General features: G+C 45.6%; 12 protein-coding genes. 6 read left to right on the top strand and 6 right to left on the bottom strand.

Annotation, left to right across the window (positions count from 1 at the left end; translation table 11 throughout):
• The first annotated feature begins 136 nt into the window (after positions 1–136).
• Together rimK and OO778_RS21470 are read left to right on the top strand one after the other, a co-directional pair.
• Positions 137–1042, top strand: a complete 906-nt coding sequence (rimK, locus tag OO778_RS21475) for a 30S ribosomal protein S6--L-glutamate ligase (protein WP_005393586.1) — start codon at positions 137–139, stop codon at positions 1040–1042.
• A gap of 62 nt (positions 1043–1104) precedes the next feature.
• Entirely contained in the window at positions 1105–1533 is a 429-nt protein-coding gene (locus OO778_RS21470) for a RimK/LysX family protein (protein WP_005393584.1), read from the top strand.
• Positions 1534–1599: 66 nt separating this feature from the next.
• On the opposite strand, the gene OO778_RS21465 is transcribed toward OO778_RS21470, so the two are convergent.
• Entirely contained in the window at positions 1600–2325 is a 726-nt protein-coding gene (locus OO778_RS21465) for an MBL fold metallo-hydrolase (RefSeq protein ID WP_046873896.1), read from the bottom strand.
• A gap of 311 nt (positions 2326–2636) precedes the next feature.
• Here OO778_RS21465 and speA point away from each other — a divergent pair, with 311 nt between their 5' ends.
• The 4 genes from speA to OO778_RS21445 all read left to right on the top strand — a co-directional run bounded on the left by speA (position 2637) and on the right by OO778_RS21445 (position 9574).
• Positions 2637–4559 (top strand): arginine decarboxylase, encoded by a 1923-nt coding sequence (gene speA, locus OO778_RS21460; protein ID WP_140343870.1) that lies wholly within the window; start codon positions 2637–2639, stop codon positions 4557–4559.
• Between the two features lies 1 nt (position 4560).
• Positions 4561–5496 carry an agmatinase gene (gene speB, locus OO778_RS21455; RefSeq protein WP_264911574.1) on the top strand — a complete coding sequence of 312 codons (936 nt, stop codon included), beginning with the start codon at positions 4561–4563 and terminating at the stop codon, positions 5494–5496.
• Between the two features lie 395 nt (positions 5497–5891).
• Positions 5892–7097, top strand: coding sequence for a multidrug efflux MFS transporter EmrD (gene emrD, locus OO778_RS21450; protein WP_005393574.1), 1206 nt, complete (start codon positions 5892–5894; stop codon positions 7095–7097).
• A gap of 311 nt (positions 7098–7408) precedes the next feature.
• The gene (locus OO778_RS21445) at positions 7409–9574 is read left to right on the top strand and encodes a S9 family peptidase (protein WP_258431759.1); all 2166 of its coding nucleotides are present in this window, start codon (positions 7409–7411) and stop codon (positions 9572–9574) included.
• Between the two features lie 215 nt (positions 9575–9789).
• Here OO778_RS21445 and OO778_RS21440 read toward each other — a convergent pair whose 3' ends face one another.
• The 5 genes from OO778_RS21440 to OO778_RS21420 form a co-directional block, all read right to left on the bottom strand.
• Complete coding sequence (locus OO778_RS21440; protein WP_264911570.1) at positions 9790–10797, bottom strand: porin; 1008 nt, start codon at positions 10795–10797, stop codon at positions 9790–9792.
• Between the two features lie 215 nt (positions 10798–11012).
• Positions 11013–11882, bottom strand: coding sequence for a zinc ABC transporter substrate-binding protein (locus tag OO778_RS21435; protein WP_104970301.1), 870 nt, complete (start codon positions 11880–11882; stop codon positions 11013–11015).
• Positions 11883–11904: 22 nt separating this feature from the next.
• Positions 11905–12780 carry a metal ABC transporter permease gene (locus OO778_RS21430; protein ID WP_005393560.1) on the bottom strand — a complete coding sequence of 292 codons (876 nt, stop codon included), beginning with the start codon at positions 12778–12780 and terminating at the stop codon, positions 11905–11907.
• On the bottom strand, positions 12780–13508 hold the full coding sequence (locus OO778_RS21425; protein ID WP_017635536.1) for a metal ABC transporter ATP-binding protein: 729 nt from the start codon (positions 13506–13508) through the stop codon (positions 12780–12782). Before OO778_RS21425 ends, OO778_RS21430 begins: the two co-directional genes overlap by 1 nt.
• The gene (locus tag OO778_RS21420) at positions 13508–14434 is read right to left on the bottom strand and encodes a zinc ABC transporter substrate-binding protein (RefSeq protein WP_134645357.1); all 927 of its coding nucleotides are present in this window, start codon (positions 14432–14434) and stop codon (positions 13508–13510) included. The genes OO778_RS21425 and OO778_RS21420 overlap by 1 nt, the downstream gene beginning before the upstream one ends.
• Positions 14435–14440 lie beyond the last annotated feature (6 nt).

The following is a 14440-nucleotide window of genomic DNA, read 5'->3' as shown; positions in this document are numbered from 1 at the left end:
TAACGAAGTGGTTGTCCAACCACACATCTAAATCGTTGAAGTCAGTAGGTAATATCACCTAAATATCACATACCTGCTGCATTCTATACTCTATACTTATATTTTTAATTTGGTACTGACTTACTAAGGAATTGCCATGCGTATTGCTATTCTCTCTCGTAATGAGAATTTATATTCAACCATGCGCCTAAAACAGGCAGGTGAAGAGCGTGGACATCAAGTAGACGTCATCGATACTCTGCACTGTTATATGGACATTACGAGCAACAACCCTAAGATCCGCTATAAGGGTGAAGAATTGCCACAATACGACGCTGTGATTCCTCGCATCGGTGCATCCATCACATTCTACGGTACCGCGGTTGTACGTCAGTTTGAAATGATGGGCACATTTTGTGTCAACGAATCGGTCGCGATCAGCCGCTCTCGTGACAAATTACGCTCGTTGCAACTGTTATCGCGTAAAGGCATCGGTTTGCCGCGCACTGGCTTTGCTCACCACCCTGACAACATTCAGGACGTGATCAAAAATGTTGGTGGCGCACCTCTAGTGATTAAATTACTAGAAGGTACTCAAGGCATCGGTGTTGTGCTTGCTGAAACCAACAAAGCAGCGGAAAGCGTGATCGAAGCATTCATGGGGTTGAAAGCAAACATCATGGTGCAAGAGTTCATCGAAGAAGCTAAAGGCGCTGACATACGTTGCTTTGTTGTCGGTAATAAAGTGATTGCAGCGATGAAGCGCCAAGCGAAAGAAGGCGAGTTCCGCTCTAACTTACATCGCGGCGGCTCTGCACAGTTAGTGCGACTAAGCAAAGAAGAACGCGCTACTGCGATTAACGCGGCAAAAGTCATGGGGTTAAACCTATGCGGTGTAGATATCCTTCAATCTAAAAACGGCCCAGTGGTAATGGAAGTGAATTCTTCACCAGGTCTTGAAGGTATCGAGCTCGCTACAGAAAAAGACGTTGCTGGTATGATTTTCGACTTTATCGAGAAAAACGCAAAACCACACGCAAACCGTACTCGTGGTAAAGGTTGATAATTGTTTGAGTGAGAGCCTGCTCAGTAGGCTCTCGTATTACTCATCGCTAGGATGACACTATGAATCAGAAAATGATCATTGGGAACGCCGAAGCTATTTGCTTACCTGAGTTAGGGATTACTCACCTTGAAGCGCGCATTGATACGGGCGCACAAACCTCTTCATTGCATGTAGATAACATTGATTGCTTTGAAAAAGATGGTCAGTCTTACGTTGCATTCGATCTACACCCGGATGTTTATCATTTAGAACAAGTGGTTCGCTGCACAGCGAAGCTAAAGGCAAACCGTAAAGTTAAATCTTCAAACGGTACCTTTGAGCATCGCTGCGTTATCACCACCATGCTGCGCATGGGTGACAAACAATGGCCAATCGACATTACGTTGACCAACCGTGAAAAAATGACTTACATGATGCTGTTAGGTCGTCAGGGCATGGCAGACAAAGTGCTGGTAGACCCTAGCCAATCTCATTTATTGGCATCTTAACCCCGTAGCTTCAGATGAGTGATCGAGCATCTTTGTTGAGCATCACTCGTCTGGCTTTATCTTCGTCTACTTCCTGCTAAATAGCGCAAACAACAAGCCCTTCGCTTTGACCTTTGTAACGCGCCAATGGGTCATCGGCTTAGTCGGCGCAGTATGCAGAATGTGCTGATACGCTTTCTCATCAAAAGTCACCTCTCCCCCATGCGCCAAAAGCAAACATTGCGGATTCATCTCAAACACACGCTTTAATGATTGGCGATATTGGTTTGGATGAAATATGGGAAACGGCGCAATCAGGTGTTTCTTAACCTGCACCATCAAATCCGCCACATACAATACATCTTGTTCAGAATGATAAACCGACAAATCTCTATCGGTATGTCCCTGCGTTTCTAGCACCTGCCAATCATCAAACCCCGGAATACACTCACCATCGATGAGTTCGATATCGGGCTTTAACTTGCGCGAATACCACAGGTTTTGCTTTGGTTTACGCATCCGGTTCGCCATCCAGCGCGCTAACATCAAATCGGTCAAATGCATTAGCCAACCGTCTACACCGCTATACCACTGGCTCTCTCGCTTTGCGGCCAATAGCTTACATCCAGTTAAATCACGCAGTTTGTGCGCGCCACCAGCGTGGTCTGGATGCATGTGAGTTACAACGACCAACTTTAGGTCAGAAAAAGGACGATGGAGTTGATGTTCAATAAAATCTTTAAGGTGAGGAATGTCTGCTCGACTTGCACCATCAAGCAACATTAATTTATCGGGATATTCGGCGAGATACATGGTCTGAATGTATCCCTGAATTCTGTGCAGCTGCAAAATATGTCCTTATTTGAGTGAGATTTTTCATGACCGCTTCCATGCTGGTCAGACCAACTATAACAGCTGAATGGACGCACTGGTAAACAAATGTTCACATCAGCGCACGACAAGAAATTATAATCGAGATGATAGATTTTAATCATTAGACTCAGCGGCACTTTTATCCGTTAATGCGCGCACACGGAGTTCGTGTCAGGGTATGAGGTTAATGCCTCATGATTTGCTTTTTTGTACTTTTCCTTCTAATTAATTAAGGACTTAAGTACATTTTTGTGAGAATCGAGTTGGAAAAAGCAACTAAATTAGACCGCATCCGCGCGGACTACAACGTTCACTACTGGAGCCAAGGTTTCTACGGTATTGATGACCAAGGCGAGGTTTACGTATCACCTCGTAGTGATCGTGCACATCAAATCCCTTTCAGTGCCATTGTAAACGAGCTAGAAGCGAAGCAGTTAAATCTGCCTGTATTAGTGCGCTTCCCGCAAATCGTGCACCAACGTGTGCATGGAATTTGCCACGCTTTCAACCAAGCAATTGAAGAATACCAATATCCAAACAAATACCTGTTGGTGTACCCAATTAAAGTAAACCAACAACGTGAAGTGGTGGATGAAATTCTAGCGAGCCAAGCTCAACTAGAAACCAAGCAGCTTGGCCTTGAAGCGGGTAGCAAGCCAGAATTGTTGGCAGTACTTGCATTGGCTCAACAAGGCAGCTCCGTGATCGTGTGTAACGGCTACAAAGACCGTGAGTATGTGCGTCTTGCACTGATCGGTGAAAAGCTAGGCCACAAAGTATTCATCGTACTAGAGAAGCTTTCTGAGCTGGATCTGGTGCTAGAAGAAGCGAAAAGCTTGGGCGTAAAACCGCGCCTTGGTTTGCGTATTCGCCTCGCCTCTCAAGGTGCGGGGAAATGGCAAGCAAGTGGCGGTGAAAAATCGAAATTTGGTTTGTCTGCATCGCAAGTGCTTAGCGTTATTGAACGTCTGAAACGCGAAGGCAGCCTAGATGCGATGCAATTGGTTCACTTCCACCTTGGCTCACAGATGGCAAACATCCGTGACGTACGTAATGGTGTGAATGAGTCCGCACGTTTCTACTGCGAACTGCGCGCACTGGGTGCAAACATCGAATACTTCGATGTGGGCGGCGGTTTGGCAGTCGACTACGACGGCACACGCAGCCAATCATCAAACTCGATGAACTACGGCCTTGCAGAGTACGCTCGTAATATCGTCAACACAGTGGGCGATGTGTGCCAGCAATACGAACAACCAATGCCAGTGATCATTTCTGAATCCGGGCGTTCACTGACAGCACACCACGCTGTATTGATTTCGAACGTAATTGGTACCGAAACATACCAACCGGAAGAAGTGCATGAACTGGGCGTAGATGCACCACTTTTGCTACAAAACATGTGGCGAAACTGGGAAAACTTACAAGATGGTACAGACGCTCGTGCGTTAATTGAGATCTACAACGATACCCAAAGTGATTTGGCAGAGGTACATTCTCAATTCGCAACTGGCGTGCTTAACTTGGAGCAGCGTGCATGGGCAGAACAACTGTCACTGCGCATTTACTTCGAACTAAGCCGCAAGATGAGTACTAAGAATCGCTTCCACCGTCCGATTCTGGACGAGTTGAGCGAACGTCTTGCAGATAAGTTCTTCGTGAACTTCTCTCTCTTCCAATCTCTACCAGATGCTTGGGGTATTGATCAGGTGTTCCCTGTTCTGCCACTTTCTGGCCTTGGCGATGCGGAAGAGCGTCGTGCGGTAATGTTGGACATCACCTGTGACTCTGATGGCGCGATCGATCACTACGTTGATGGTCAAGGCATCGAGAGCACGCTACCTGTACCAGCTTGGAGCAAAGACAAACCATACCTAATGGGCTTTTTCCTAGTAGGCGCATACCAAGAAATCCTTGGTGACATGCACAACCTATTTGGTGACACCCACAGTGCAGTAGTCAATGTTGATGAACACGGTCAATTTGAGATCAGTTACATCAATGAAGGTGATAGTGTAGAAGACATGATGCGCTACGTTCATATCGACGTGGATGCGATTCGTGACAATTACAAACAATTGGTTTCCCAAAGAGTTGAAGCCAATGAACAAGCACAAATCCTAGCAGAACTAGAACAAGGTCTAGCGGGATACACCTATTTAGAGGACTTCTGATATGAATGATTTGTTTACTAAAACCGATTATTCGCTTTACTCCAACTCTATGTCGTTTTTACGTCTACCGTACATTCGTAATCCGGTATCGGCAGACGCAGACGTTGTGGTGCTAGGGGTTCCTCTGGACATGGCTACATCTGGTCGTCCAGGCGCGCGCATGGGTCCAGATGCGATTCGCCGTGCCTCAGTCAACTTGGCATGGGAAGGTAAGAAGTTCCCTTGGGACTTCAACGTATTGGATAAGCTGAAAGTGATCGACGCGGGCGATCTCGTGTTTGACTGTGGTGATGCGGAAGATTTCACTTACCGTCTAGAGGCGGCAACCAGTGAAATTCTAAAAAGCGGTAAAACCATGTTGGGATTGGGCGGTGACCACTTCATCACACTGCCTATCCTGCGTGCCTACGCGAAGCATCATGGTCAAATGGCTCTGATTCACTTTGATGCTCATACGGATACCTACGCAAATGGCAGTTCATACGACCACGGTACGATGTTCTACCATGCGCCGAAAGAAGGTTTGATCTCTGCGAAGAACTCAGTACAAATCGGTATTCGTACTGAATACAAACAGCAAGATCACGGCTTCAATGTGATTAATGCGATGCAAGCGAATGACATGTCGGTGAACGAGATCTTAGAAGAGATTCGTCGCACCGTCGCAGACAAGCCAGTGTATGTTACTTTTGACATCGACTGCTTGGATCCAGCCTTCGCACCAGGAACAGGTACACCCGTTTGTGGTGGCTTGAACTCAGACAAAGCACTGAAGATCATTCGTGGCTTAGCCGGAATGAATATTGTGGGTATGGATGTTGTAGAAGTATCGCCTCCGTACGACCACAGTGATGTTACCGCATTAGCGGGAGCAACCATCGCGCTAGAAATGCTTTACGTATACGCATCTGGCGCGAATAAACATAATCATTTCTAAGGGAGCTTCGGCTCCCTTTTTGTTCATGGTGCCTTCTCCTGTCTTTTCTTCGTTCGAACCATGTCTTGCTCTGGCTAACCAAAACAATTCTTCTCCCCTCGGTTTTAACCATAAAAACCAATAACCTATAAGTGGGTTTACATTCACAACAAATAAGAGATTTAACGTAATTCAACAAAGAAAAGCAGCCTGTTTCCGAACGCAAATTAAGATTAGTTTTTCTAATCTATATTATAGATTTTTATCTTGCTCAACTTCACACTTTTTGATTGCTAATTGTACACGCAAAGACTAATATCTCGCGCAAATAGCCCCGTAACACCAAAAGTCTGTTGGCACTCTGCATTAGAGCGCTAAGGGTTTTTACGTCTTAAATTTTTTGGAGAGATACGCAAATGTCTGCTTCGTTTCCATTAGCGAAACTTACCTTTTTAATCGCAATATTGACTGCCGTGGGTCAAATGACCCAAACAATGTACGTGCCTTCAATCGGTCATATGGCGGGTGAGTTTTTGGTGTCTGCGTCATCACTTCAAGCTGTGATGGCTTGTTACCTGATTCCATATGGCTTATCGCAATTCGTGTACGGTACGTTATCGGACCGCTTAGGTCGCAAGCCAATAATCATAGCAGGCCTACTTATCTACATCGTAGGTACATTGGTGGCGCTCTTTGCACACCAATTTGAATGGTTCTTGATTGGTAGCTTCATCCAAGGTTTAGGTATTGGCTGCGGTGGTGCGATGTCACGTACTCTGACTCGCGACTGCTTTGAAGGTTCTGAGCTACACAGAGCAAATAGCTTAATTAGCATGTGTGTGATTTTCTCACCATTGTTGGCTCCCGTACTTGGCGGCTACTTAACCGAAGCGTTTGGCTGGCGCTCTAGCTACCTATTCTTAGCGCTGTTTGGCATTGCAGTGGTGATTACCATGATGACCAGCATGATGGAGACGCTACCAAAAGAGAAACGCAAGTTCGAACCAGTAGCCAAAAGCTACAAACACGTTTTGTCTGACCGCCGCTTCCAAGGCTTTTTGATCTGCCTAGTTGCGACGTTTGCTGGCGTAGGTGTGTTCGAGGCAGCAGCTGGGGTATTGCTAGGTGGTGTATTGGCATTACCAGCGACCACAGTAAGTTTGCTGTTTATCTTGCCGATCCCGGGTTACTTGGTGGGTGCCGGCTTATCTAGCTACATCGCGCAGCGTCGCTCTGAGCGTCGTGCTTTAAATGTGGGCTTGGTATCGATTTTTGTTGGCTCTGCTATTGTGCTCATCCCTGGCTTGTTTGGTTTAACCACGGCGTTAACGCTGGTTGGTGGCGCAACCGTGTACTTTTTGGGTGCGGGTATCCTATTCCCAGCCGCAACAACCGGAGCAATTGCTCCGTTCCCTTACCACGCGGGGACAGCTGGTGCGACTCTGGGTGGCATGCAGAACTTGGGCGCCGGTATTGCAACCTTGCTTGCATCGCTGTTCCCAGCGCATAACCAAATGCCGCTTGGTGTTTTGATGATGGCAATGTCGGTAATTGCAATGCTTGGGCTCATGTGGGTAAATCGAGCGCACAACCACTCAAACGAAGTGCCGCAAGTCATCTGATCATTATCGACTAACGTTCAAAATCCAAAAGGGACACACTAAACTAGTGTGTCCCTTTTTTCATATCACACTATATCGATTTACCGATGAGAATGATTTAACTTTCGAATTGATATTTGTTAAAAATAACAGCTGCTTACACAATGTGTTTTCAGCTCCCTTCAAATTGAGTAGCCAACTCGGAAATATTGAGAATTCTCACTTTTTCGGCACACCCCATAACAAAGAATGGACAACTGAAAACCACTAACGAAATGAAAGCCCAGCCCTCAGGATGAGGCCACTTGGGTGTATAATAAGGACAAAAACAGATGCGTTTCACTTTAACTACGTTGGCCGTCTCGGTCGCGCTTGTCGCCGGATGCAGCAATCAAGGAACTCCCAGCATGACTCAATACTCCCAATCACAGATCGTTGCTCAACAAACTCAAGCTCCGGTTGCGAAAAAAGTCCCTCACGCGATGACTATTCATGGTGATACTCGCGTTGATAACTACTACTGGATGCGTGACGACGAACGTAAAGATCCGGAAATTTTGCAGCACCTAGAGCAAGAAAATCAGTATGCGGAAACCGTTCTCAAGCACACTGAAGCTCTTCAAAATGAGCTATTTGAAGAAATTAAAGGTCGTATAGCAAAAGACGACAACTCCGTTCCTGTGCGTAAAGGCAACTACTTCTACTCAAGTGAAGTGACCGGAGATAACGAATACGAAGTTCATCTTCGAGCGAAAGATTTTGCAGGCAAAGACAAGCAAGTCATTTTAGATGTCAATGAACTTGCAAAAGAACATGAGTTCTTCAGTATTGGCGGCTTGTACGTTAGTCCGAATGAAAACTTACTGGCGTATGGCGAAGATACATTAAGCCGCCGCGTTTACACTCTTAAGATCAAAGACCTGACAACAGGCAATTACCTACAAGATGAAATTGAAGGCGCCTCAAGCGCGATTGCATGGCAGAACGATAACAACGCCTTTTACTACATCAAAAAAGATCCACAGACCTTGCTGGGCTACCAAGTGTATCGTCATGTTTTAGGCACGCCACAAAGCAGCGATGAGTTGATTTTTGAAGAAACCGACAGCGCCTATTACACCTCTCTAAGCAAAAGCAAAGATGGCGAAGATATTTATATCTGGCATTCCAGTACAGAAACCAGCGGCGTCTCCATCATCGATGCGAACAACCCTAAAGCAAAGGCGAAGCCTTTTTATCCTCGTGAAAATGGCATTGAATACAGCATTTCTAAGCTAGGCGATTGGTATTACATTTATACCAACTATCAAGCCGTGAACTTCCGTTTGATGAAAGTTAAGCAAGAAGAGATGCACGATCGCTCTAAGTGGCAAGACGTGATTGCCGCAGACGACAACACTCAACTTGTCGACTTCGAGCTATTCGATGATCACCTCGTCTATGAGCAGCGCTCTAACGGCCTAGCAAGCGTCACTGTACGTCAACTCTCAACAGGAAAAGAATTCCCCCTCACATTTAATGACGATGCGTTTGCTGCCTATTTGACAGGTAACCTAGAGCTGGATAACGAGAAAGTTCGTATTTATTACAGCAGTTTAACCACTCCAGGAACCTACTACGATTTCGATCTAAAAACGGGCGAGTCAGAAATCATGAAGCAAACACCTGTACTTGGTGATTTTAATCCTGACAATTACCAATCAGAACGCATTATGATCACAGCCCGTGACGGTAAAGAAGTACCCGTTTCTTTGGTGTATCGTAAAGACTTATTTAAGAAGGATGGTACGAATCCACTCTACCAATATGGTTATGGATCTTATGGCGCAACCATTGAGCCAACTTTCCGCTCGACACGTTTGAGTCTATTAGACCGCGGCTTTGTTTACGCCATCGCTCACATTCGCGGTTCTGAAATGCTTGGCCGTCCTTGGTATGAGGATGGTAAAAAACTCACCAAGCAAAACACATTCAACGACTTTATTGATGTAACTAAAGGTTTGGTTGAACAAGGCTACGGCGCGAAAGATAAAGTCTTCGCTGTTGGTGGCTCTGCAGGTGGTCTCTTAATGGGGGCAGTCATCAACCAAGCACCAGAATTGTATCGCGGTATCGGTGCACATGTTCCGTTTGTGGACGTGGTAACCACCATGCTCGATGAATCAATTCCATTGACCACCAATGAATATGATGAATGGGGTAACCCAAATAACAAAACATACTATGACTATATGTTGAGTTACTCGCCTTACGACAACATCAAGGCGCAAAACTACCCAAACATGTTGGTAACGACTGGCTTGCACGACTCTCAAGTACAGTACTTTGAACCAATGAAGTGGGTCGCCAAACTTCGTGAAATGAAGACAGACGATAACGTCTTGTTGTTCAAAACCGATATGGAAGCCGGACACGGCGGCGCATCTGGTCGATTTAAACGCTTAAAAGAAGATGCGCTAGAGTATGCGTTCTTCCTCGATTTACTCGATAAAAAATAATCGTTTCAATTGAACTGCATCTCTAACAACAAAAATGCCCGCAACTTGCGGGCATTTTTTATAGACGCGCTCTCTAAACAGAGAGTTGGGTTACCTAAGCACATCATTACCAGTGTCTCTTATAGCCAAAGGATAGCAGAAAGAAAAACGCCTACTCACAACGAGTAGGCGTTAACACAATAAATGTGTTTAGGCAGTAGAAACTGGCCTATTTATTAGAAGTAGTAACGAGCACCGATTGTCCAGTAATCGTTCTCTTCAACGTCGATGTCATTACCTAGGTCAAACTGGTAAGCTGCAAACGTTACAAACGCCGGAGTTACAGCATACTCAGCTTGTAGAGCTGATTGGCTAAATAGCGTATCGTTAGCTTTATCATCTTCAACAGCTTCGTAGTTAACGCTGAATGTCCAATCATTTACGCCGTAGGCAAGTAGAGCCTCCAACTGAGCAGTCTCTTCGTAAAGAGCACCATCATAAGTAAAGAAGTAATCATTCATGCCGTATACTACTGCTGCGTATAGACCTGAACCGTATTGACCATAGTTTACAGAGAATAGGTGTGATTCAGCTGTTTTAGTTCCTAGGCTCTGTTCCTTAATATCACCACCGCTGTATACGTAACCCAAGCCAAAGCCAGCTACAGAGCCGCTCAATGCAATTTGACCACGTTGCTCGTAAGTTACGGCGTCTGAAGTTTGCTCACCTTGCCAACCTAGACCTAGGTTGAAAGCAAAACCTTCACCAAATTCAAAACCTTTGCGGTAGCTAAGCATTTTATCAGCACGCGCTGAACCTAGGCTACCGTGGTTGCTGTACAAGAAATCGTTCGCAAACGCGATTGGTAGATCCGCAACACCAGCGACATCGTAGTAAGGTGACCATTGAGTACCTGCAACAAGGCGACCGTACTGCTCGTGAGTTGCACCGATGTAACCTAGACGAGTTTTGAATGACTGTTCACCACCATTTAGGTAGTTAAGTGCCCATTCGCCTTTAGCATCGATAGTAATACCGTTGCCAATGTCTTTCTTACCCGCAACGTTAATACGTGGAGATACTTGGTGAACTTTTACTTCTTCTTCGAAATACTCACCCACGCCAACTGAAACGTGACCGCCGATCGATAAAGATGTACCATCGCTGTTGTAAACTTCTGCTGCGAAGGCCTGTGAACCACATGCTAGTGCCGCCACTGCAACGGCTAGAGTTTTCATTTTCATTGTTAACATCCGTATAGTTGTTTGTACCGGTTCGCTTAGAGACAGATTAAATCCGAATCAATCGCAACGAACACATAACAAAGTAGTAATGAAATAGAAATGAAACAAACACTTTCTTATGCAACCAGTGGTATTAATGCTCACGTTTTGAACTAAGTCACAAAAAAATAGGGAACTTTTCATTCCCCATCATAAAATCTGTGGCTTTTTACGTGTCACATCTCCCAACGTGCGAGTGGCTTCTCAGTTTTGATACCCTTACTGCCCCAGCGGTCAATAACATCAATTTGCAGTATACGACTCGGTTTAATAAGCGATGTCAAGGTTTTCGACGGTCGTTTATCCGTCACTAACCATAGCGTTTTATCTTGTTCAAACTGAGCTTTTAAAGATAATTTGTCTTCTTCTGTCCACTCGAGTTCTGGCTTAAATTCGCGCCCAACCACAAACAATTGGTTGCCAGAGGCAAAGTCCTCTAGTGACTCACTCATCAGTACCACTGAATCGATGCCTTTATCGAAGATCTCTGCCTGTTGTTGGTTGATCAGTTCACGCACATTGAGCATAAAAGCCTGTTGATTCGTTTGAATCGCCTTTTGGTGTTCAGGATATACACGTTGTAGATCCTCTCCAACAATGCCCGCCATTCGGATTAAGTTTGTAGGGTTCAGCCATGCGTACTTCGATGTTGACCCGTTTTCCAATGTCAGTACTGCAACTCCTTGAGCTCTAGGAGAAATGGCCTGCGATGCATCGATTTCAATCAAGTGAATGTTGCCCTGTCGAGCGTAAACATAAGTCGGGTCTTGTTTCCAAATCGCACCAAGAGTAATAGCAACCGTCGCGGCTTGACCCGCTTGCTTAACTTGCTCTGTACCTTTATTTACGAACCAGTTCTCAAGACGCTCAACGCCGTAACGCTTTGGAGGCAGATACTGAGTCTCTATCCCTGTACCTTTCATGAGTTGCTCAGACAACATGTACGTGACGGGAGTGCTGGTTAAAATGTCTTTGGCGCTTGCCAACGATGGAAATGTCGTCGATATTACTAAACCAAAAGTTATCACTAATTTTTTTATCTTCATGCTCATTACTTTATAAAGAGGGTTACGCTTTTTGGATAATTCGGTAAACCGTTGCTGTTAGGAAAAATGCCGCAGAAACAATGATGATGGATGCGCCTGATGGCACTGGTAGCTCAAGCTCCATCGGCAGTATGGTTCCTACTAAACACGCAATGGTTGCCAATAAAGAAGAAAGGAGAACGAAACTGCCCATGCGTTTAGTCAATAACCTAGCCGTTGCACCAGGAATCAGTAGCAATGCACCAACCAATACCGCGCCAATAATCTTTACCGCGGCAATGGTGACCAAGGTGATCATCATGACAAATAAGTAATCATAAAAGCTGGTATTAAAGCCGCGTACACGTGCAATATCCGGGCTAATACAAGTCAGCAAAATGCGGTTAAACGTTGGAATAAGAAGCAGTAATATGATCAAACAACTGATCGCTAAAATAAGGATATCGTTGTCCGTCACCGTCAAGATCGAGCCAAACAACACGTTCTCCAACATGTGAATGTTGATCTTACGAGCGACGTACATTAACAGCGCAGCACCAACCGCTAACGCTAGTGCAAGAAAAACCCCAACCAGTGTGTCGTAAGGTACATTCGTACGATTACGAACAAAGTGAAGCAACAGCGCAAAAATCATACAAAAGCTAAACAAGCCGATGATCGGATTCTCTGGCGGCTCACCGAGCAACACACCAATCGCGATTCCGGTAAGCGCAGCGTGCCCAACCGCTTCAGAGAAAAAAGCCAGTCGCTTGGCGATGACTAATGTACCAAGGCCACCAAGTAATGGTCCTAATATCAGCGCTGCCACAATTGCGTTCACCATGAAGGCATAAGAAAAGCTATCGCTTAACCATCCAGCTTCAACGCCGCTAACCGCTAACTCTCGTAACCAATCCATTATGCAGCCTCCACTTTTGCTGTGTAGTGCTTGAATAATGTTTCTATACGATCAGGACTTAGCACATCTGAATGGTGCCCTGACGCCACAATTTGACGATTTACAACATGGACCTGCGCATCTAAACGGCGCACTGCAGTCACGTCATGGTGTACTGCCAGTACCGTTTTGCCTTCTCCAACGACTTCATGAATCAAACCTTCAAGATATCGAACACCTTGCTCATCCATGCCAGTTGTAGGTTCGTCTAAAACCAATAAATTGGGCTCATCCAGTAAAGCTTGCGCAAACAAAACACGCTGTTGCTCACCGCCAGAGAGTTGCCCCATACGACGGTCGCTACGCGTTGCCATACCCACGCGATCCAGCTGGGCTAGGGCATGTTGAGTTTGTTTCGTTTTACGTCGCCAAAATAGAGGGATACGAGTTTGGTTAAGCAGTACAAAATCCATCACGGTTAACGGGAGGCTTGCCTCGAACATCGCTTTTTGTGGCACATACCCTATCTTCCCCGATGCAGCTGATGGCTCTGGCCAATTGAGCGCTATGTTTCCCGAAAATGGCGTGAGTCCAAGTACCGAACGAAGCAAAGAGGTTTTACCACCGCCGTTCGGTCCCATAATCACGTGACATTTCGCGTTCTCGAATTCGGCGCTGATGTTCTGCAAAATGATATTGTCGGCGTATTTTAGGCCCACGTTACTTAAGGAAACGGAAGGTCCAGTCATTACGCCTTTTCCCCTGCTCGCTTACTCGCCACAAATTTCATGGCTTCGATTAGTGTTTCCACATTATCTCGCATCTCAACCTCGACTTTATCGGCCTCATACTCACCGTGAGTCATGTGAGAAAAGCGATAAAGCTGCACGCCAGTCGCCTCTTCGATGGTATCAACAAAACGGTTCGGCATATTGAGCTCATAAAACAGCACATCAATACCCGATTCACGAATTTTCTCAATCGTTTCCTGCAACTGACTGGCACTTGGTTCAACACCATGAGCAGGCTCAATGACAGCGGCAACGTCAACACCAAACTCCTGAAGGATATATCCGTAAGCATTGTGGGTTGTCGCCACCTTCATACCAGCCGTGTCCAACTCACCAAGAGACAACATTGCATCACGCTTCATCAGGCGGAAAGTTTTCGCATATTTACGAGCATTTTGGCGATAAAAAGTAGCGTTGTCTGGGTCCAGTTTACTTAGCTCACTCGCGATGGTGTAAACCTTTTGAATAGTGGTCGATAGACCAACAAAGGTGTGAGGGTTCACTGCTCCTTGACCAACAGACTGCCCCATAGCGGGCAATAAAGGCACTTCTTTGTTCGCTTCGATAACCACGAGATCATCACGCTGAGAAGCCTTGATCACTTTCAGTGCAAAATCGTCATGACCAATACCATTGATCACTATTACGTCCATTTCATTTAAGCGTTTAAGATCATTGGGTTGCGGTAAATAGTTATGAGGGTTAAAACCAGCATCGACCAGAGGAATGATGTTCGCCTTGTCATCAACAACAGCTTTGACATAGCTGTAATAAGGTTGAAGCGTAATACCAATACTGAGTTTATCGGCAGCAAAGCCTGTAGAAGACACCGTCAAGAACACGGTGGCTGTAAGAATACGACGTAAAAGAGAGCGTTTGATCATAGTACT

The sequence above is a fragment of the Vibrio sp. STUT-A16 genome (assembly GCF_026000495.1).
GTDB lineage: Bacteria > Pseudomonadota > Gammaproteobacteria > Enterobacterales > Vibrionaceae > Vibrio > Vibrio diabolicus.
Note: the sequence above shows the minus strand (reverse complement) of the source record. Positions and strands in the feature narration are given on the sequence as shown.